Origin of the sequence: Luteitalea sp. (genome assembly GCA_009377605.1) — a bacterium.
GTDB lineage: Bacteria > Acidobacteriota > Vicinamibacteria > Vicinamibacterales > Vicinamibacteraceae > WHTT01.
This window is the reverse complement of sequence record WHTT01000049.1, coordinates 1-17,465: the sequence shown is the minus strand read 5'-3', so window position 1 is coordinate 17,465 and position 17,465 is coordinate 1. Positions and strand designations below refer to the sequence as shown.

Below are 17,465 nucleotides of genomic sequence, written 5' to 3'. Positions count from 1 at the left end.
ATGAAATCGACCGGCTACAGGCTGAGTTGAAAATAGCCCGAGACGAGGCGAATTTGTAGGAAACTGAGACGATAGGAGAACGACAGATGACGCCGTTGCAGATTCAAATGATGCTGCACTACTTTGCGATTGCGGCACCGTACGCTGAGCGCGACCCGGCGCACGCGTTCTCGCCCGCGGTGGTGGGCCAACGGGGCGATCTTATCCGATCCGGGTTGCTCCGAGTGGACGATTCTCCTTCCGGCTACGAGGTCACGGCACGCGGCCGCGCCTACGTGGAGGCGCTTAAGCGCGTGCCGTTGCCCGGGCAACAGTGGGTGGCGGTTTGGCCGAAGGACTGACCCCCGACTGGTTCTCCCTCGACGAGGCCGAACCGCCACGCCGGCGCAAGAAGCCCCTACCAGAGCCGCGGCCGCTTAGCCCGGACGACGTACGTGACACAGAGATTCGCCGAGCCTGCGCCAAGGCGCTGGCCGGCTACCTGAAGGGGCTGAACCTGTCGCGGCCGTTTCGATCGCTCACCCGCCCCGAGGCCGAGGCCATGGCGCAAGCCGTGATCTCCGAATGGGTGGTGCAGGCGTCGCGGCGGGTGGCGGCTGAGCCGGAGGCGAATGTGGAACTGCGAACCTGGTTGATGGGTGGATAGGAAGATGCCTCTGCTTTACCGATCGCCCAACGTGCTCGTCGACGGTTGTGTGTGGCACGTGCGCGTCACGGTGCAGCAGCGCAACGGCAAGCGCGTCGTGCAGTACCTGTGGCGCCGGTACCGTAACGATCCGTGGCGCGCTGCGCGAGAGTGGCCGGCCGGTCGCTTGCCGAAAGGTTTGAAAGATTTGGTCGCGTGCAAAGGGCAGATTCGCTCGGCGCTCGTGTCACCTGACCCGGCCTTTCTGCCGGTGCGCTCATGTTAGGGGAATGCTGCCCCCTCTGCGCGGGCAAGGGCCAAGTCGATCTATCCTATTGGCTACCGCGCCAACAGCGTCTCATTTTTGAGGCGGTGCTGAAGCGCCCGCGGACGTGTGTTGAACTTCAGGATGTTCTCTACGCCGACGACCCGAGCGGCGGTCCCGATAGAGCCGATCGTATCGTGTGGGTCCAGGTGAACAACCTGAACAGCCGCTTGGCGCCTCGTGGGTTGCGCGTGACTGCAGCGCCAGGTGGCAGGGGCGCTCGCTACCATATCGAACGTCTTCACGATGCGGTGAAGCCTGTTGCGCCGCATGTCGAAAACTGAGACAAGCACCAACCTACAAAGAGGAGTCTACCTGTGATCCGACTTGAAGTGACTGGCAACGACACGGCCGAGTTCCTGAAGAACCTCGGTGGTTTCCTGGTGATGCTGCGGAGTGTGCAGCAGGCGCCGATACCCGCTGCGCCGGCCAACGACCAGCCTGCCGACACGAGCGAGCCGAAGGCCGAAACGCCTAACGCAGAAACGCTCGCCGCCATGCAAGAAGCCGAACAGCCGAAAGAAGGCGAAGTCATCCCGCCCGAGCCCGACAAGAAGACGCGCGGCCGGCCGAAGAAGGAAGCGCCGACGATCGACGCGACCGCCGAGAAGGCCCCCGAGATCGGTGACGTGCGTACCGCCTTGATGGAACTCATCAAGCACGCTGACGAGACCACCGCGATCGACCTGCTGAAGGACAAAGGCGGCACCGCGAAGCTGAAGGACGTGCCGGCTGAGAAATACGCCGCGGTCATCAAGGCGGCGCACGTCGAGATCGACCGCGTGAAGGCGACCGCGTGATGTTCAAAGAGAGCTCGGATTACTGGTTCGGCCGGTGCATGGAGGCGGAGGAGAACAATCGCATGTTGCGCCTCTGTCTCATACTGGCCGCGGCGCTGGCCCTGCTGGGCGTTTGCCTGGTTGTCGCATGACCCACTCCACCCGCGCCCACGCCAAGCTCTCGCCGTCCGCCGCGCATCGCTGGTTCGCGTGCCCTGGCTCGATCCGACTCTCGGCCGGCATCGTGGACAAGTCCAGCGTCTACGCCGACGAAGGGACTGCGGCGCATATGTTGGCGGAACGATGTCTCACGAATAATGCCGACGCGGACCAGTACGCAAATGACACCATCACCGTCCGCGACGGCGTCGAGTTCACCGTCGACCAAGAGATGGGCGAAGCCGTCCAGGTCTTCCTCGACCGGGTGCGCCACTACGAATCGCTTGGCTACGAGATCCAAGTCGAACAGCGGCTCGATCTGGGCCACCTCTCGCCCGGCCAGTTCGGCACCGGTGACGCGATCGCCTTCAAAGACGGCGACCTGCACCTTTTCGAATACAAACACGGCCGTGGCGTCGCGGTCGATCCGAAGGACAATCCGCAGCTCCTAAGCTACGTGTCCGGTGCGGCGAAACGCTACCACAATCGCCGCGTCGAGTTCGTGACGTGCCACGTGGTGCAGCCGCGGGCGCCGCATAAAGATGGCCCGGTGCGCATGTGGGCTACGACGCCCAAGGTGCTGGCCGCGTTCGAGCAGGAGTTCCGGGAAGCCGCCGGGCGCACCGCCGACCCGAACGCTCCGCTCGTCGCCGGCGATCACTGCCGCTTCTGCCCCGCGGCCGCCATCTGTCCGGCGTTGCGCGACAAGTCGATGGAGATCGCTCGCGCGGAGTTCGACGACCCGGCCGAGGTCGCGAAGCTCACGCCCGCCGATGTCGGCGAGATACTGCACGGGCTCGACTTGGTGGAAGCGCGCTGCCGCCGCATTCGCGAGTTCGCCCACCAGGAGGCCAACGACGGCCGCACGCCGGAAGGTTGGAAGCTCGTTTACAAGCGCGCGAATCGCCGATGGGCTGATGAGGGCAAAGCCGCGCAAGCCCTGAAGCTGGGCTTCGACCTTGGCGACGACGAGATATTCGAGCGCAAGCTGGTGTCGCCCGCCAAGGCCGATTCGCTGGTTGGCAAGAAGGCCGCTGCAGCTTTGAAGCCCCTGATCGACAAGACGCCGAGCGGCACCGCGCTGGCGCCGGTCGACGATCCGAGGCCGGCTGCGAAGGCCGATGCAAGTGTGGAGTTTGGAACATGACACCTGGGGACCAAGACGAATACTTTCTCGGCAACGCGGAACCGCCGCAAACTTGGCAGGCAGATTTCGAGTTGCGGTGGAATCTAACCAAGGACGATGGCGTGCTGGAGCGCCGGTGGCGCTGCTTAGAATCTGGCGAGGAAAGGTGGGAGGCTATCCCCTCCTGGCCGTGACCGACTTCTCCGGCGAGCCCGACCTGCCGTGACAATCCTGTCGAACGCGTCGGAAACTGAGGAAACTGTAGACAATGGTTGACTTCAATACCTGCGTTGAAACCAAAGCCGGCACGCTCTTGCTGCCGAAAGGCCGGCTCTCCTACCCGAACCTGTTCGTGGCTCGCGCCATGAAGGGCGAACCCGCCGAGAAGGCGATGTACGGCGCCACGATCCTGTTGCCCCCCGGTGTCGATCTGAAGCTCGCGGTCGCGGTGGTCGACAAGGTCGTCACCGAGAAATGGGGCGCCGGCGCGAAGGTGAAAAAGAAGCCGTTCCTGAAGTCGGCCGAGAAGATGGAAGACGAGGAGCTCGCCAAAGCGTTTCCCATCATGATTCGGTCGTCCAGCAAGCAGCGGCCGGGTATCATTTTTGCTAACTGCGATCCCTGCACCGACGAGGAGGAGGTCTACCCCGGCCGGTGGGCGCGCCTCAGCGTGCGTGCGTACTGCTGGGATCACCCCGCGAACGGCCGCGGCGTGTCGTTCGGCCTCTCGAACGTGCAGCTGCTCGAGCACGACGAGCGGATCGGCGGCGGTCGCGCCAAAGCCGAAGACGAGTTCTCGCCGGTCGAGGTTGCGGGTGGCGACGCCGGCGCGACGGCTGATTCGATCTTCGGTGATTGATGGACCACGTACCCGACTACGTCGGAAGCGCGGGTGAGTCCTACGGGCTCGTTCAGCGGATCATCGCGTACTGGCGAGCCCGAGGCTATGCGGGCTGCAAGCCCAAGGTTCTGAACCTCGGCTCGCCAGAGTTTCCCATATGGTCTGTGCGGTCAAACATCGGGCCGGACGGCTATCCACCAAAGGAGAAAGTAGCGTGAACATCAATAATGTGACCCTTCAAGGTGGGTCGGCGCAAGTCGCCGCCAACAAGAAGCCGTCCCCGTTCGACGAACTGTACCGCGCCGTCACCAACGTCGAGCAGGTATGCGCGCGTCTTGAGTCTTTAGGGGCGCAGTTGGTTGGCCCGTCAGTACAACCATCCGCGCTGTCGTCCAGCAAGGATCAACTGTCGTCGGGCGAGTTCGACAGGATCGCCGACGCGGCGGTGCGCCTCCAGGCGTCCACCACTTCCATGAACCTGGCGATCAACCGCGTCACGGAGCAACTGCCATGACCGAAACCGCAGGCCACAACAGCAAAGAGCAGATCAAGGCGTTCGTCGAGCGTGTCGAACGGCTGGAGGAGGAAAAGAAGGCAGCCGCGGACGACATCCGCGAAGTCTACCAAGAAGTCAAGGGCAACGGCTTCGACACCAAGGCGCTTCGCCGCGTCGTGGCACTGCGTAAGCAGGACCGCGAGAAGCTGAAGGAGCACCAGGCGATCTTGGAGACGTACCTGGATGCGCTCGGAATGGATTGGCTGCTGTGAGGATCAACATTTACACCGAGGAACTGGCTGACGCGACGACGCCGCGCCCCCACGCCGAAATCGTGACCGCCGACTACGTCAGCAGCCGCACTGGTCTTCCGATGACCAACTACGGTTTGAGGGTGTATCTCAAATCGCATCCCGATCTCCATTTCGTTCCGCCGCGCGACGATGACCGCTCGGCTATCACGTTCTGGTGCGGGAGCAAGTCGAAGAACCTGATGCAATTCGTCGACGTGTTGCGGCAAGTGGTCGACGTGGACAATCTGCACCGGTTTCGCGAAACAGTCGCAGTTGCCAACGCCGAAGCTGAGGTCGCTGAGGCGGCACGAAATGGAGATCGGGGGTGCGATAGCGCGGGGTGGCCCGACGTAGCGGGCACGCGCGGTCGATGATCTCCTACGCCCTCGTCTTCGCGGCCAGCTTCGGCTTCATCTTTCTGAAGGCGTTCCAGCAACGGAACGTGGCCTTCGACAACTACGGTTGGGTGGCGCCGACCTCGCTCGCGATGGCGGGGGCGGAAGTGTTCGTGATCGCCAACATCGCGCGCAACGGATGGGCGTGGCCGCTGGTGCTGGTGATCGGTTTGGGTTCAGGCGCAGGCGCGCTGGCCGCTATGTTGGTTCACAAGAGGTGGGTGAAGTGAAGCGTATCTTGATTGGATTCACCGGCCGCATCGGCGCCGGCAAGAGCACGGCCGCGCGGGCGCTCTATAACCGCGGCTTCACGCGGGTTCGGTTCGCCGGCCCGCTGAAGGCCATGATGGCGTGCCTGGGGCTCTCCGAGCAGGAGGTGGACGGCAGCCTGAAGGAGGAGCCGTGCGATCTGCTGTGCGGCAAGACGCCCCGTTACGCCATGCAGACGATCGGCACTGAGTGGGGCCGGCAGATGATTGGTGACGACATCTGGATCCGGGCGTTTAAGCGTGCTGTGCAAGACTATCCATACCGTATGTTGGTTTGCGACGACGTGCGGTTTCAGAATGAAGCGAACGCGATTCGCGAGCTCGGCGGCGCGGTGGTGCGGGTGGTTCGGGGCGACTCGGCGGGGGCGGTGGGCCACGCCAGTGAGCGGCAGGACTTCCTGGCGGATGCGACGCTGTACAACGCGGGGTCGGTTTCCGAGTTCATACGCGACGTGGTGGCTTACGCAGACACGCTGCGGCTCGGCGCTGATATCGCGAATCCTTTTGCTCCGAGGAGGCAATGACAATGACGGATGAACTGGTGAAGCGGCTATTATCCCTTGCAGACTGCGATGCGCGTTCTGGCGAGCCTTTAGGGAAGTGCATGCGCGAAGCCGCCGCCGAACTCACCCGCCTCACCGCAGCCCTCGCCGAAGAGCAAGAAGCCAAGCGCGTGCTCTCGACTGATCTGAGGGATGAGCGGGCGGAACGGGAGATGTTGCGAGAGAGCGTCGCCTGCGCAGGCATGAGCCTTGTAACGGCAGCGATAGTCATGCGTAAGCTCGGCAGTGAGGACAACGCTAAACTATTCGACCGCGCGGCAGAGGCCGCAGAAAAGGTCAAAGACTGGTCACCAGCGAAACAAGATTTCGCGCGTCGCGTGACTCAACCCACCCCCGCCCCGGCAAAGACCGGAGAGCTTGGCGAGCCAAAGAAGCCCTTCGCAGAAACGTTCAGCGCCGAGACTGTAATTATGGATACGTTTTCCCCCGCGCATCCGTCCAGGGATGCGGTGCTGGAGGAAGAACGTAAGATCATCGCTGACAAGGCTCGCGAGTATGCCGGCCATTATGGGCCGCACTCGGATGGCCGGAATACTTTTGTTCTGTTCGCCGAATGGGTAGAAGCCCGCGCCCTGAAGTCCCAACCGGGAGAGGGCTGACCGCCCGTGGCTCTCTCCATTCTCCACATCGACGATGAAACCCACAGCGCCGTCGACCTGCGGAAGACCGGCGTTCACGTCTATGCGGAGGATGAGACCACCGACGTGTGGGGCATGTCGTACGCCTTCGGCGATGACCCCGTGCAGGACTGGGAAGCTGAAGATCTGTTCTGCCCGCCCGAGATCGTCGACCATGTCCGATCCGGCGGGTTGGTCTGCGCCCATAACGCGGCGTTTGAACGCGCAGTCTGGAAGTACATCAAGACCCGGCGCTACGGCTGGCCGGAGGTTCCGGTTGAACAATGGCGCTGCACGATGGCGGCCGCCTACGCGATGGCGCTGCCTGGCGCACTGGGCGACTTGGCGGCGGCGCTGGGTCTCGACATCCAGAAGGATATGAAAGGCCGCGCGCTGATGATGCGCATGGCCAAGCCGCGCGGCCGAGACGCCGGCGGCAACCTGATCTGGTGGGACGACGAAGACCGCAAACAGCGGCTTCGCCTATACCGCCGCCAGGACGTGGAGACCGAGCGGGCTATCCATAAGCGCCTCTTGCCGCTCCGGCCGTCCGAGCAGTCCTTGTGGCATCTCGATCAGGAAATCAACGACCGCGGGGTCCACGTCGACGAGGCGCTTTGCCAAGCAGCCCTGAAGATTGTCGGGCAAACGACTGACGGGCTGAACGCCGAGGTGCGCGAAGTCTCCGGCGGCGAGGTGGGCGCGTGCTCGAACGTGCAGGAGATCGCGGCGTTCTGCGCCAAGCGCGGTATCGAGACCGAAACCATTCGTAAGGATGAACTCGCCGCGATCTTATGCAAGGTTATCCCCGACGACGCGCGCCGCGTGCTGGAGCTCCGCCAGGAGGCCGGCAAGGCGTCGGTCACCAAGATCAAGGCGCTGCTCGCCGGTCGCTCGCGCGATGGCCGCGCCCGGGGGATGCTGCAGTTCCACGCCGCGTCGACTGGCCGCTGGGCGGGGCGCCGGTTCCAGCCGCAGAATTTGAAGCGGCCAGAAATCGTTACGAATGAGGCACTTACCGAGCAGGCGATTCAGCTAGTCCTGGGAGGCCATACGGATGCCGTGGAGTGGCTGTTCGGGCCACCGCTGTCTGTGGTGGGAGACCTGGTTCGCTCCACTGTGCGGGCCGCGCCGGGGCACGTTTTGTACGTCGCGGACTTCTCGGCGATCGAGGGCCGCGGTCGTGATTGGCTTACGGGTGAAGAATGGAAATTAGAAGCGTACCGACTGTATGACGCAGGGCTTGGCCCCGGCATCTACGAGAAGACCGCCGGTGGGATTCTGGGGAAGCCCCCGGAGGATGTGACGAAAGAGGAGCGGCAACCGTACGGCAAAGTCGCGGAGCTCGCGCTGGGCTTTCAGGGCGGCGTCGGCGCCTTCCAGACGATGGCGCATACCTACGGGGTCAAGGTCACCGACGAGGAAGCCGAGGCGATCAAGGCCGCCTGGCGAGAGAAGCACCCCCGCACGAAGCAGTTCTGGTACGATATCGACGAAGCGGCGATCCGGGCGGTCAGCACTCCAGGGGAAACGATCCCATGCGGCCGGCTCGCCTTCAAGGTGGCGGGCAGCTTCTTGTTCATGCGGCTGCCGAGTGGCCGCTGTCTCTGCTACCCCTACCCGCGGGTCGAGTGGGTCGATACCCCGTGGGGCTCGCGCAAGCAGGCGCTCACCTTCAAGTCGGTGCTGACGCCGTTCAACCAGAAGCGCCGCACCGGGGATCCGAGCGACACCCCCAAGTGGGGCCGGATTTCGACGTACGGGGGCTCTTTGACGGAGAACGCCGTCCAGGCGATCGCCCGCGACGTGATGGCCGAGGCGATGGTGCGGGTCGAGGCCGAGGGCTATCCGGTCGTTCTTTCTGTTCACGACGAGGTGGTGTCCGAGCGGCCGGAGGGTTCCGGCAGCGTCGTTGATTTCCGCCATTTGATGTCGGTCGTGCCGGATTGGGCCGAAGGGTTCCCGATCGCCGCCGAGGCGTGGGCTGGCGTCCGGTACAGGAAGGGATGAGCGATGTTCTGGCTTGATTGGAAATTGTTCGGCAACGGCTGCGGTATGGCATCGCCGTTTTTTGACGACGCGTTCTACTGGCTGCATGATGGCGGGCCAGCCTATCGAGGCGGGCGCTTCTACCGCTGGTTCGGCGGTTTTGGCGCGCAGATGCATAGCGTCGAGTGGTTTGCACCGAAGGCCGGAACACGTCGACGGCTCTTTGGCCATGACTTTGTTGTGTTCAGCACCCACCGGAAATGGCTCCGCGTCGAGGTGTCTTGGGCGCTTGTGCGCGGCGTGGGTGAGTATTCCGACGTGGGCGCGTTGAGGCAAAGCCTCCAGACGTGGGGGCACGGTCAATGAGCACCCCCCTCATAGCGGTCGTCACGCTGATCTACGTCGGGGTCGCGGTGTCCGAGTTCTATGCCGAGCGGCCCGGGATGGCGGTGGTGTTCGGCGGTTACGCGGCTGCGAATGTGGGGCTGATTTGGAGTATATGGTGATGAGCAAGCTGACCGCCGAAGAAGTTCAAAAGATCGTGGACGCGCGGCCTTTCGCCGAGTGGCTGCACGCGGAAACACGGGTCCGCTGGACCACGGGGCAATCTAAGAAGCGCATACGGCGTGAAATCCGGCAAATTATACTGGAGAGATCGCCAGAATTGGCTTCTGTGTGGGATGCCATTCTATCGGATATTTTGGCGACGCGTTGTGAGGTTAAAATGCCGGACGGCACGAAATTTCGCCCCCTGACTGATGTGTAAACCCTGAGCGTAACGCCCCGTCCGCGTAGACATTTTGTCGGCATTTGCAGACCTACATCGCCGAAAACGCAACAGGATCAATGTAGGCATGTAGGTCTACAAAAGACTACGGAGCCCTAAACAGGCGGAAACGCGGGTCCGAGTCCCGTAGGGCGCGCTAGAAATTTGGGTTAGGGATCAGTTGGCTCGGATACTGAGACAGGTGCCGGACCCGTGAACGAACCGGCATCTTGGGCGCTACGTTGGGCGTTACGCCACCACGAGACCGGGGATCGATCTATCTTGAAATCAGGTGGCGGGGGCAAAATGCTGCCGTTCTCGTCGACCCCGGCGAGGTCGGATACCCGTTTCCACACTTCGTCGATCCTGCTCATCCCTTCTCCTCCAATGTCCCCGCCATGAAGTCGGGGCTGAAACGTGATGATCCAGGGGGTAAATTACCCAAGGAGGCCCGCGCGTCTTTAGGCTTGCGCCCTGGACATTCACGCGCGGCCCCTGGACCTGTCCCACTTAGCCAGTTTTCTCATCCAAATCTCTCGCGGCCCGCCGGAGTATATGGGTTTTCGCCAACGTGTGCGCTTCGCTTTTGATAGTTCTTTCCAGTAATCATTCTGCGGGAGTACGCGCTCCGCAGTGGACACAGGCGCCCCGCCATAGCGAAACGTTTCCCATTCCCAATCGATTAGGGTGGTTTTGCGACGGCACATTGCTCATCCCTTCTCCTCCAACGTCCCCGCCATGAAGCCGGGGCTGAAGTGGCCGTACACCCGCTCCACCGTAGCGACTGTATCGCCCAAGAGCTTCGCCACGTCCCAGAGCGACACGCCGGCTTGCAGCAGGTGTGTAGCGCGGGAGTGGCGAAGGATATGGGGGTTCCGCTTGTGCCCGAGCCCGATGGCTTCCATGTGGCTCCTGAAAGGCCAATACAGATCGGGCGCCGGATCGCCGAACAGATACGTTTCCCCGGGCCCCAGCGTCAGCAGCCGAGGTTCTATCACCGCCCGAGCTGCTGTGGTGAGCGGCACGACGACCCGGCGCTTCGTCGATCGCCGCTGGCCGTCGGTCTCGTTGGGGTTCCGGAGGTTGATCCGGTTGTTCTGCAGATCGATCTGGAAGCGGGTCAGCGTCTCTATGGCGGTACGCCGGCTCGCGGTCTCGTAGGCCAGCACCATGAAGTCGTGCAGCCGGCCGTCGGCCTGGGAGACAGCCCAACGGTATTCCTCGCGCGTCAGGTACTTGTCGTCCGCTAACGCTTCCGAGCGCGTCTCGGCCGGGAGCTCGATCTGCGGGAGGTCGTTCGCCGTGATGCGCTTCCAACGGAGGGCATGGCGAGCAGCCGCTCCAAGTACGACGAGCTCTCGGCGGATAGTGGAATCGGACCCCTGACGTATGGATCGCCGTTCACCTCCGCCCACCTTACCAGACCGGCGGGCGCCCGCGTACGCGCGGCTTGCCGGTATGTCCACCTCGGCCAATTGATTATCACCGAACCACTCCTTCAGATGTGTGATGGCGTCTTCCGCCCGGTCCTTGTCGACCACCTTCACGGCGACGTGCTCGCGCCAGTAGTCGTCGAGCGCCTGCGTCACCGTGAGCCCGATCCGCTTCTCTCGGAACGCCCGCCCGTGTGTGAGCCATTCCGCGAAACGATCCTCTGCCACATCAAGGTCTCTTGCATCCAGCGACTTGCGCTTCGTGCGTCGCGTCTCCTTGTCGTACCAGAAGACGTAGTAGACGTCGTCGATCTTGTCGCAGTAGGCGACTTCCCGGAGTTTGCGTGGCATGACAGTTGCTCTACTTGTTCACTCGTGAACCTCGCCTGGCCGCCCGCGGTTCTGAACGCCGGGGTCAGCAGGCCCTCCTTGACGTGCCGCTGCACGGTGCGGGGCGACACCCCAAGCCGCGCAGCAACGTGGCTAGTTCTTGGGCCGGGCATTTTCTACCAACTGTTGGATACGGAGCCCTACGTCGGCTGGCAGCGTCATGTTGATCCGCACCCACGAATACCCATCGCCCGCGCTCGTAACGAGCAAGGGAGGAGCGTTGGCACCCGTGGCGGTCGGCAGTATGGTGTGGCCCAGGTCTTCCGAACTGATCCCTAAGGCCGCGCAAATGGCTTTCCGATGCGGCGGCCCCGGTAGGTTGCGGCCGCGCAAGTACCCAGAAACGACATCACGGCCCATTTTGCCAGATGGCATGTGCAGCCCCGCCTGGCGGGCCAGTTCACTCTGGTTCCAGCCTTTGCGGAGCATGTGCGCTTGCAGGTGAGATGCGAAGTCCTGCCGGATTGCCTCTATGGGCGCCCACGGGGGTGGTGCCACGAGCCCCGGCGGGGGATTCTGGTAGGCTGGAGTGCGCGGCACGCCTACGTGCCGGTTGCTGTCGGAGGGTTTTACCTCCGGGGTCCGCGCGGCCTTCCTCGCGCGGGTCTTGGGTGGCTTTTTGCGTTTCCTGGTCATCATGGTCTCCCGTTATCTGTAGGAAATAGCGGCTCATGGTGGAACAGCATTATCCTACACGGGGCTACGTATCACGCACCTGTGACGACGCCAAGAGTACAGAACGGCAACGGAACTATTTAATTTGTAGACAACTGTAAGCGAATCGGTTTCCGCTGGTCTACAGGGTACTTGGGTGCCTTCGGGGGCTTCAGATCACACACCAGGCAGCAATGGTCGGCCGCGCCGGAATCATAGTACGAGCCTAGGTCACCGGCGGTGTATGGGCATTTGTGGCAGGTGCGGACTTTCATGGCCGCCTCCTCGTCGGGCGGCAGCCATGCTCGATCCACCTGATTTCTGGGTCGACCAATGTGAAGCTGGTTTCAGCCGTGGTGCACGCTTCCAGAGTTGGAAACTGATGCACTGTTAGTTCCAGTTTAGGACCGGACATGAGAAAAATAGTCAGCACCAGTGTCCACATCACACGCCCCCCACCGGTTCCCAGCACAGGACGAACATCCCACCACCCACGAACACCACGTTGTGGTCGGTCGGGTTCTCGCTCGGCATACGCCGCAGCTTGTTCCGTGGGATCGGGATTCGGGTGCCGGCCGGGATGTGGGCGCGCGTGATCGTCCGGTGCGGCAGCACGACCGTGTTGGGCCGCTCGTCCGTGACGATGGCCACCAGCGCGCAGTCGGGGCCATCAAGCACGGTGCACTGCTCGACCTTGTCGGCGTAGTAGGCGTCGCCCTCGCCGCAGCAGGAGGCGTACGGGTTGTCGGGCTGGCGCAGGCTCTCGTAGTAGAGCGAGATGTCCGGGATGCCTTGGCGCTCTTGCGCCGCCAGCTCCGAGGCAACAGCGATGAGAACCACAAGGGCCAGCGCAGTTGCGGCGATTATCCCGCCGAAGAAGAAATCGTCGAAGCGCATCATTCGACGCGCTCCAAGCTGTCGATACAGTGCATCGCGTGGTAAGCGCCGATTTCGCTACGGACCACCGCGATACTACCGTCAACGATGGCTCGCAGGTCGAATACGGGCGTACTCGTTTTACACCACCGCACCCGATCACCGACCTGTAGCGGGCGGGGCTCGACGTGGACGATGTCGGAAAGGGGGGCAGCGGCCCGTGAGCCATATCCAAATTCGATGAGCCACACTCCCGCTGTGTGGTTCCCCACTCCACCTACTGATTGATACGCAGCGACGCCTTTTACGTGCACCACGTCTCCAACCTCGATGTCCTTCATGCTCCCATCTCCTCAATCTGAACCACGGTGAATTGCTCCATCGGCGGAGTCGGCTGGACGCCTTGCGGGCCGGCGAACCCCGTGACCGTGACGGCGATCACCAGGTAGGCTTTGTGGTCGTAGTTGATGTGCTTGACGACGCCGATCGGCAGGAACGTCACGGCGGCGAACGCGCACGCGGTGGGGTTTTCTTCTTCCTGGTTGATCGTCGCCACGGTGGTGACCGGGTTGGCGCCCATCTCTTGCGAGAGCTCGACGAACCGCTCGACCTGGGGGATGGTGTCGCACAACAGCCCGTGGCCGACGGTTGGCTCCTGTTCGGCAGAGAGTGCGGTGCCGGTCTGCCACCCCACCCAGAAGACGAAGACGCACCACCACAGGAACAGCGTGCGGGCGATGGTCATGGCGCTATCCCGGTGATGGCGTCCTTCGCCTGCTCGAACGTCCACTCACCCTCGATCGCCCGCGTGAGATAACGGAGAGCTTGCTGGGTGTACGCCGTATCGATGTGCACCGCGGGAGCCCAAAGGGCTTCGTCCTCTGCTTGAAGCGCCGTCAACTCGCGAAGTTGTTTCAGCGTTGCGTGCGTCATGCTTTCGTCTCCCCTTTTCCGAAGACACTCGGAATGAGATTGGAAATCGCCCCGAAGCCGACGCCGGCGAGCACGCCGCCGGAGATCATGAATGCCCACGAGAGCGCGCTGGCGTGCAGCGAGTTGTCGGCCTTGCCGTAGAGCAGCAACCACCAAACCATCGCGCCGTTGAACGCGAGCGCCGCCCACGCAAAGGCGATGCGCCACGACGTGTTGACGGGTTCAGGGGTGTCGGTCATTGCTCCGAACTCTCAAGCAACGCGTTGAGAGCTCGCGCGATCAGTTCCGCGTCGCGTTTCGCTTGACCGCGATCAGGTGAATACTCGGCGTCGTCTACCGGGTCCTCGCTGACGCGACATACACGCCGATAGCTGTCGGGGCGGTGATCCCAAATCTCGTAGGTGATCGAGCCGTCGTCCTCGTCGTAGCGATCCACGGCGTACGGACGAGTCTTGGAGTAGGTTTTGCGCAAGGGCTCGATCACTGCGCCAATCCCTTCGCGATGCTGTTGTAGAAGCCGATCAGCCGACGGCCGCAGCGCGACTTGGCGACTTCGGACCGCTTGAGCTCGGCGATCAGCCGCACGACCGCGCGCTTGCTCAACGGCCCCTTTGGCGCTTTGACGTACTGGCTGAAGCAGGTCTGCACGTCAGCCGGCACGGCCGGCAGCCGAATCTCAGCGTTCGGCTTCGGGCCAGACGGCGCGCAGTTCACCAGTGTCAGCGCCAGTAAGGCAAGCACCGTCAACGATGCGAGTTTCGACTTCATCGGATGCTTCCTTGAGCTTGTTGATCTCTTGCTGGTCTTCCAACGCACGCAGGTTGTCGTCAGCCGCGGCTTGCTGGTATGTCGTCAGTTGTCGGCGGAGGTCTGCCGCAATTTGCTGCTCGGCGGCCAAAGCGGTTTTCGCCGCGGCGGCGTCGCAGAATGCGTCACGGGTCTTCCACCCGGCGCCGTAGACCACCAGCACGAGCGCGCCGACCGCGGCGGCTTTGACCCACCAGGGGATAAGACTAATCATCCGATCTTCCCTCGTATCCATGCAGCAACGCGCTGACGACCGAAAAGAAACAACGCGATCGCGAGGGCGATCAGCGCCACCACGATCGCCCCTCCGATCAGCACCGCCCAAACCCACGGGTCGGTCAGAAACGCGAAAATGCTGAACCCGCCGACGCCGCTTGCGCCCTTCCAGCGGCGCTTCATCCAGCCCCACACGCCGTGCTCGACTGGTGCTTCGATCGGCTCCACGTCGGGTGGCATGTACGGAGGAATTTCGGGCGGCAATTCTTCAGGGACGGGTTCGGGCGTCTCCTTAACCATGGCGAGCGCCTTGGCCCGCACTTCCACGACGCGCCGGCTCCACCCCTTGCCGAACGTGGGCCATGTCCGGATGCGCTTGAGAAACGCCAACCGGGCGTCGCACAGCCGGGCGATGGTTTCTGCGTCCGACCCGCCGATGGCTTTCGCTAGATAGGTTCTGGCCCGCATCACACCGGAGTTGACCGCGAAATCGAACGCCGCGTAGTCGACGCCGGACGCCAGATTGTCGCCGCGAACCGCGTCCCAGTAGCGGGTTTTGTATACGCGGTGCACCACGCTCATCGGGATGTCACGCATCGGCCCGGCGTAGCCGTTGGCGCGAGCGACGGCGATTGTGATGCCGTACATCGTCTCCCCGCCAGGGTCGCGGGGGTGATTGGCATATCCCCCCTCATGCCGGAGAACTTCCGCCAGGCAGGTTCCAAAATTGGCTTTCACGGGCGGACTCCACGTGTAGGCAGCAGGTTGTCCACGCTTGTCTCATCTTCCGACATGGCAGTCAAGCGAATTCGTGCTGCATCTGATTCTTTCAGGCTGGTTCGGTCCCCGTCACGCGCAATGCGTAACCTGGGCCGGCTGTTTCGCTTAGCGTAAGGTCCTCGCCGGTGAGGTCTCCTGTGGCGAAGGCCCTTGCCTGACCGCTTATTCGGTCGGTCGTACCGGTGATGAATGCGCCTGGATGGAACTCTCCGGTGCCGGGCACCACGTACGGCGCAGCGAGTGTGTGATCCACCCATCCGCCGCCCGGATGGCTGAAAGCCTCCGACACCACGACGTCGTAGTTCCCGGGGCTGTTCCTAATTGCGATCTTGATCGTCGTCTCACGCGCATTCGTCTGATACAGCCCGATGGAGTTGATGGTCGCTCCGTTGTCGACGGCGAAGGCTCTCGCAAAAATCGTCGCGGTGCTGGTCGTTTGATTGGCGAGGTTCGGATCAGACGTGCTTTCCGTGTAGGGCTCTGCGCCGCCCCCCTGCGGCAGCACACCCGGGACACTGGTGAACCCTAAGCCCAGCCCGAGCATCAGTAGAGCGCCCAGATGTCGTCGGCGTCGCCGCCGGTGCGGACCTGCTGGCAGGCCAGCGGGTTGTAGCCGGCCTGGAGCGGAACATCCGTTCGGATCGCGCCGCTCGCGTCCATCAGGTTGGCGGTGCCGGCGGTTCCCACCAGCAGTGCGCGGCAAGTGCCGCCCGGCAGGTCGCTGTTGGCCTTGGTGACCGGCACGAACTTGGCGGCCGGGTTGGTCGAGTAGATAGCCATTTACTTCTCCGTTACGTGTGGTAGGCTAGCGTCCATGTTCTGGCTCATTGCCATCCCGGTTGACCTGTTCATCTTGTGGCTGCTCGTGAACTTCGGCGGCCCGATACTCCTGTTTCTGGCCTACGCCATCCTGTGGGGCACGGTCGGCCTACTTACCATCGCGGGGGTTGTAGCCTTCCTGCGTTGGCTCTCCTGGCGCTCCGCTATCCGGCTGCACCGCTGAGACGGGCACCAGCGCCATATAGCTCTGCATCCGTTCGGCCTGCATCTTCGTCGCCCGCCCGATTTTCGATACCGTCGCCATGTTCTCCGCGGCTTTCGGATCGTAGAGCGCAGCCCGCCACGCGGCTTCGGCCTCGCGCGAAGTCAGGTTCTTGTACCAATTGAGCACGATACGGGGGATTTCGTAGACCGGGTTTGACCGGCCGCGCGAGAGCGTCGTGACGGTTGTCGCGATGGTCTCCGGCCGCATCCCGACCTGTTCGGAGAACTTATCCGAGAAGCCCTGCGGCGCCGGCACCGCTCCCGCCGGGCGCGGCACACGGGCTTGCGTGCGAGTGGCGTCGATGATTGTTTGGATGTCGCCGCGGTGCTTCGGCGTAAGCAGGATGTCGAGCGACCGGGCATTGGTCTTCAACGCCTGCTCGATCTTGTCGACATTGAACAGCGCATCCTTGCCTTCCTCGCCGAGCACGCGCGTCCACACCGCGCGGGTCAACGCCGCCTCGTTTTCCGGATTGCCCCGTACTGAATTTTTCAGAGCTCGCGCCGCGCGCCAGTCCTTCATGGCCTTGTCGATCGCCACGCCGGGCTCGCTGCCGAGCATTTTGCTGACCGTGCTGTCCGCTACGGCCGTCCGACGGCTGTTGAGGCTGCCGAGCCGCTCGTAAAGCGCGGATGGGTCTCGGGCGGAAACGGCGTCGCGGATCCACGGCATCTCGTTGACCACGCGGCTGTTGCGGTTCAACCACGCATCCACCGCGCCCCTCTTTATCTGGCCGGTTGCCGGGTCGATCGCCTTCTGCCGCAAATCGTCCAGCGCGTAGTCGGTCATCAACCGCCGCGCCTCCGGGTTCTCGCCGTAGAGGCGGTTGAACTGTCGCGCCCCGCTGACGTTGTTCGGCTGGAAGAACTCTTTAGGTACATCTTCGTCGGCGACGAACCTTTTGCTGTAGCCCGTTTGGTCATAGCGACCGACTTCGCGGGAAGCGCCCTCCCGGAACCGCGGCACATATTCGCCCCGGTAGTAGTCGCGGTACGCGGCAAGCCGCTGCTGGACGCCGGGGTCAGGCAACTGGAGGCCGCCGATGAAATCGTTCAGCCGGGTGAGCGTCCCGTTCAGAACGTCCCGTT

General features: G+C 63.0%; 29 protein-coding genes. 15 read left to right on the top strand and 14 right to left on the bottom strand.

Annotated elements, in window-relative coordinates; genetic code table 11:
* The first annotated feature begins 86 nt into the window (after window positions 1-86).
* From GEV06_16690 to GEV06_16620, 15 genes are all read left to right on the top strand, one after another.
* The gene (locus GEV06_16690) at window positions 87-341 is read left to right on the top strand and encodes a hypothetical protein (protein MPZ19536.1); all 255 of its coding nucleotides are present in this window, start codon (window positions 87-89) and stop codon (window positions 339-341) included.
* Complete coding sequence (locus GEV06_16685) at window positions 326-646, top strand: hypothetical protein (GenBank protein ID MPZ19535.1); 321 nt, start codon at window positions 326-328, stop codon at window positions 644-646. The genes GEV06_16690 and GEV06_16685 overlap by 16 nt, the downstream gene beginning before the upstream one ends.
* Before the next feature lie 4 nt (window positions 647-650).
* On the top strand, window positions 651-911 hold the full coding sequence (locus GEV06_16680) for a hypothetical protein (GenBank protein MPZ19534.1): 261 nt from the start codon (window positions 651-653) through the stop codon (window positions 909-911).
* A 356-nt stretch (window positions 912-1,267) separates the two neighbouring features.
* The gene (locus GEV06_16675) at window positions 1,268-1,750 is read left to right on the top strand and encodes a hypothetical protein (protein ID MPZ19533.1); all 483 of its coding nucleotides are present in this window, start codon (window positions 1,268-1,270) and stop codon (window positions 1,748-1,750) included.
* Between the two features lie 127 nt (window positions 1,751-1,877).
* A complete protein-coding gene (locus GEV06_16670; GenBank protein MPZ19532.1) occupies window positions 1,878-3,035 on the top strand; it encodes a DUF2800 domain-containing protein in 1,158 nt (385 codons plus the stop codon).
* A 247-nt stretch (window positions 3,036-3,282) separates the two neighbouring features.
* Window positions 3,283-3,873, top strand: coding sequence for a DUF2815 family protein (locus GEV06_16665; GenBank protein ID MPZ19531.1), 591 nt, complete (start codon window positions 3,283-3,285; stop codon window positions 3,871-3,873).
* Between the two features lie 196 nt (window positions 3,874-4,069).
* Entirely contained in the window at window positions 4,070-4,369 is a 300-nt protein-coding gene (locus GEV06_16660) for a hypothetical protein (protein ID MPZ19530.1), read from the top strand.
* The gene (locus tag GEV06_16655; GenBank protein MPZ19529.1) at window positions 4,366-4,623 is read left to right on the top strand and encodes a DUF2312 domain-containing protein; all 258 of its coding nucleotides are present in this window, start codon (window positions 4,366-4,368) and stop codon (window positions 4,621-4,623) included. Before GEV06_16660 ends, GEV06_16655 begins: the two co-directional genes overlap by 4 nt.
* A complete protein-coding gene (locus GEV06_16650; GenBank protein MPZ19528.1) occupies window positions 4,620-5,018 on the top strand; it encodes a hypothetical protein in 399 nt (132 codons plus the stop codon). The genes GEV06_16655 and GEV06_16650 overlap by 4 nt, the downstream gene beginning before the upstream one ends.
* Window positions 5,015-5,269, top strand: coding sequence for a hypothetical protein (locus GEV06_16645; protein ID MPZ19527.1), 255 nt, complete (start codon window positions 5,015-5,017; stop codon window positions 5,267-5,269). The genes GEV06_16650 and GEV06_16645 overlap by 4 nt, the downstream gene beginning before the upstream one ends.
* On the top strand, window positions 5,266-5,832 hold the full coding sequence (locus GEV06_16640; protein MPZ19526.1) for a deoxynucleotide monophosphate kinase: 567 nt from the start codon (window positions 5,266-5,268) through the stop codon (window positions 5,830-5,832). The genes GEV06_16645 and GEV06_16640 overlap by 4 nt, the downstream gene beginning before the upstream one ends.
* A 2-nt stretch (window positions 5,833-5,834) precedes the next feature.
* Window positions 5,835-6,470 carry a hypothetical protein gene (locus GEV06_16635; protein ID MPZ19525.1) on the top strand — a complete coding sequence of 212 codons (636 nt, stop codon included), beginning with the start codon at window positions 5,835-5,837 and terminating at the stop codon, window positions 6,468-6,470.
* A gap of 6 nt (window positions 6,471-6,476) precedes the next feature.
* Complete coding sequence (locus tag GEV06_16630; protein ID MPZ19524.1) at window positions 6,477-8,498, top strand: XRE family transcriptional regulator; 2,022 nt, start codon at window positions 6,477-6,479, stop codon at window positions 8,496-8,498.
* Window positions 8,499-8,501: 3 nt separating this feature from the next.
* Window positions 8,502-8,843: a hypothetical protein gene (locus GEV06_16625; protein ID MPZ19523.1), complete on the top strand. Its 342-nt coding sequence runs from the start codon at window positions 8,502-8,504 to the stop codon at window positions 8,841-8,843.
* 139 nt (window positions 8,844-8,982) lie between these two features.
* Complete coding sequence (locus tag GEV06_16620) at window positions 8,983-9,243, top strand: hypothetical protein (protein MPZ19522.1); 261 nt, start codon at window positions 8,983-8,985, stop codon at window positions 9,241-9,243.
* 710 nt (window positions 9,244-9,953) lie between these two features.
* Here the strand turns inward: GEV06_16620 and GEV06_16615 are convergent.
* The 14 genes from GEV06_16615 to GEV06_16550 all read right to left on the bottom strand — a co-directional run bounded on the left by GEV06_16615 (window position 9,954) and on the right by GEV06_16550 (window position 16,112).
* Entirely contained in the window at window positions 9,954-11,027 is a 1,074-nt protein-coding gene (locus GEV06_16615; GenBank protein MPZ19521.1) for a tyrosine-type recombinase/integrase, read from the bottom strand.
* Window positions 10,829-11,179 (bottom strand): MerR family transcriptional regulator, encoded by a 351-nt coding sequence (locus tag GEV06_16610; GenBank protein MPZ19520.1) that lies wholly within the window; start codon window positions 11,177-11,179, stop codon window positions 10,829-10,831. Before GEV06_16610 ends, GEV06_16615 begins: the two co-directional genes overlap by 199 nt.
* Complete coding sequence (locus GEV06_16605; protein ID MPZ19519.1) at window positions 11,160-11,705, bottom strand: helix-turn-helix domain-containing protein; 546 nt, start codon at window positions 11,703-11,705, stop codon at window positions 11,160-11,162. The genes GEV06_16610 and GEV06_16605 overlap by 20 nt, the downstream gene beginning before the upstream one ends.
* Window positions 11,706-12,164: 459 nt before the next feature.
* On the bottom strand, window positions 12,165-12,620 hold the full coding sequence (locus GEV06_16600) for a hypothetical protein (protein MPZ19518.1): 456 nt from the start codon (window positions 12,618-12,620) through the stop codon (window positions 12,165-12,167).
* Complete coding sequence (locus tag GEV06_16595; protein ID MPZ19517.1) at window positions 12,617-12,937, bottom strand: hypothetical protein; 321 nt, start codon at window positions 12,935-12,937, stop codon at window positions 12,617-12,619. Before GEV06_16595 ends, GEV06_16600 begins: the two co-directional genes overlap by 4 nt.
* Window positions 12,934-13,341 carry a hypothetical protein gene (locus tag GEV06_16590; GenBank protein MPZ19516.1) on the bottom strand — a complete coding sequence of 136 codons (408 nt, stop codon included), beginning with the start codon at window positions 13,339-13,341 and terminating at the stop codon, window positions 12,934-12,936. The genes GEV06_16595 and GEV06_16590 overlap by 4 nt, the downstream gene beginning before the upstream one ends.
* Window positions 13,338-13,529: a hypothetical protein gene (locus GEV06_16585; protein MPZ19515.1), complete on the bottom strand. Its 192-nt coding sequence runs from the start codon at window positions 13,527-13,529 to the stop codon at window positions 13,338-13,340. Before GEV06_16585 ends, GEV06_16590 begins: the two co-directional genes overlap by 4 nt.
* The gene (locus tag GEV06_16580) at window positions 13,526-13,768 is read right to left on the bottom strand and encodes a hypothetical protein (GenBank protein MPZ19514.1); all 243 of its coding nucleotides are present in this window, start codon (window positions 13,766-13,768) and stop codon (window positions 13,526-13,528) included. The genes GEV06_16585 and GEV06_16580 overlap by 4 nt, the downstream gene beginning before the upstream one ends.
* Window positions 13,765-14,013 (bottom strand): hypothetical protein, encoded by a 249-nt coding sequence (locus GEV06_16575; GenBank protein MPZ19513.1) that lies wholly within the window; start codon window positions 14,011-14,013, stop codon window positions 13,765-13,767. The genes GEV06_16580 and GEV06_16575 overlap by 4 nt, the downstream gene beginning before the upstream one ends.
* A complete protein-coding gene (locus tag GEV06_16570; protein MPZ19512.1) occupies window positions 14,010-14,189 on the bottom strand; it encodes a hypothetical protein in 180 nt (59 codons plus the stop codon). The genes GEV06_16575 and GEV06_16570 overlap by 4 nt, the downstream gene beginning before the upstream one ends.
* A 16-nt stretch (window positions 14,190-14,205) precedes the next feature.
* Window positions 14,206-14,550, bottom strand: a complete 345-nt coding sequence (locus GEV06_16565; GenBank protein ID MPZ19511.1) for a hypothetical protein — start codon at window positions 14,548-14,550, stop codon at window positions 14,206-14,208.
* The gene (locus GEV06_16560; protein MPZ19510.1) at window positions 14,547-15,290 is read right to left on the bottom strand and encodes a hypothetical protein; all 744 of its coding nucleotides are present in this window, start codon (window positions 15,288-15,290) and stop codon (window positions 14,547-14,549) included. Before GEV06_16560 ends, GEV06_16565 begins: the two co-directional genes overlap by 4 nt.
* 91 nt (window positions 15,291-15,381) lie before the next feature.
* Window positions 15,382-15,876: a hypothetical protein gene (locus tag GEV06_16555; protein MPZ19509.1), complete on the bottom strand. Its 495-nt coding sequence runs from the start codon at window positions 15,874-15,876 to the stop codon at window positions 15,382-15,384.
* Window positions 15,876-16,112: a hypothetical protein gene (locus GEV06_16550; protein ID MPZ19508.1), complete on the bottom strand. Its 237-nt coding sequence runs from the start codon at window positions 16,110-16,112 to the stop codon at window positions 15,876-15,878. The genes GEV06_16555 and GEV06_16550 overlap by 1 nt, the downstream gene beginning before the upstream one ends.
* Window positions 16,113-17,465 lie beyond the last annotated feature (1,353 nt).

Bases quoted from the DNA above. Each gene is read 5' to 3' on its own strand.
- GEV06_16690 (MPZ19536.1), top strand. From the start codon at position 87: ATGACGCCGTTGCAGATTCAAATGATGCTGCACTACTTTGCGATTGCG.
- GEV06_16680 (MPZ19534.1), top strand. From the start codon at position 651: ATGCCTCTGCTTTACCGATCGCCCAACGTGCTCGTCGACGGTTGTGTG.
- GEV06_16670 (MPZ19532.1), top strand. From the start codon at position 1,878: ATGACCCACTCCACCCGCGCCCACGCCAAGCTCTCGCCGTCCGCCGCG.
- GEV06_16665 (MPZ19531.1), top strand. From the start codon at position 3,283: ATGGTTGACTTCAATACCTGCGTTGAAACCAAAGCCGGCACGCTCTTG.
- GEV06_16655 (MPZ19529.1), top strand. From the start codon at position 4,366: ATGACCGAAACCGCAGGCCACAACAGCAAAGAGCAGATCAAGGCGTTC.
- GEV06_16645 (MPZ19527.1), top strand. From the start codon at position 5,015: ATGATCTCCTACGCCCTCGTCTTCGCGGCCAGCTTCGGCTTCATCTTT.
- GEV06_16635 (MPZ19525.1), top strand. From the start codon at position 5,835: ATGACGGATGAACTGGTGAAGCGGCTATTATCCCTTGCAGACTGCGAT.
- GEV06_16625 (MPZ19523.1), top strand. From the start codon at position 8,502: ATGTTCTGGCTTGATTGGAAATTGTTCGGCAACGGCTGCGGTATGGCA.
- GEV06_16620 (MPZ19522.1), top strand. From the start codon at position 8,983: ATGAGCAAGCTGACCGCCGAAGAAGTTCAAAAGATCGTGGACGCGCGG.
- GEV06_16615 (MPZ19521.1), bottom strand. From the start codon at position 11,027: ATGCCACGCAAACTCCGGGAAGTCGCCTACTGCGACAAGATCGACGAC.
- GEV06_16610 (MPZ19520.1), bottom strand. From the start codon at position 11,179: ATGCCCGGCCCAAGAACTAGCCACGTTGCTGCGCGGCTTGGGGTGTCG.
- GEV06_16605 (MPZ19519.1), bottom strand. From the start codon at position 11,705: ATGATGACCAGGAAACGCAAAAAGCCACCCAAGACCCGCGCGAGGAAG.
- GEV06_16600 (MPZ19518.1), bottom strand. From the start codon at position 12,620: ATGATGCGCTTCGACGATTTCTTCTTCGGCGGGATAATCGCCGCAACT.
- GEV06_16595 (MPZ19517.1), bottom strand. From the start codon at position 12,937: ATGAAGGACATCGAGGTTGGAGACGTGGTGCACGTAAAAGGCGTCGCT.
- GEV06_16590 (MPZ19516.1), bottom strand. From the start codon at position 13,341: ATGACCATCGCCCGCACGCTGTTCCTGTGGTGGTGCGTCTTCGTCTTC.
- GEV06_16585 (MPZ19515.1), bottom strand. From the start codon at position 13,529: ATGACGCACGCAACGCTGAAACAACTTCGCGAGTTGACGGCGCTTCAA.
- GEV06_16580 (MPZ19514.1), bottom strand. From the start codon at position 13,768: ATGACCGACACCCCTGAACCCGTCAACACGTCGTGGCGCATCGCCTTT.
- GEV06_16565 (MPZ19511.1), bottom strand. From the start codon at position 14,550: ATGATTAGTCTTATCCCCTGGTGGGTCAAAGCCGCCGCGGTCGGCGCG.
- GEV06_16555 (MPZ19509.1), bottom strand. From the start codon at position 15,876: ATGCTCGGGCTGGGCTTAGGGTTCACCAGTGTCCCGGGTGTGCTGCCG.
- GEV06_16550 (MPZ19508.1), bottom strand. From the start codon at position 16,112: ATGGCTATCTACTCGACCAACCCGGCCGCCAAGTTCGTGCCGGTCACC.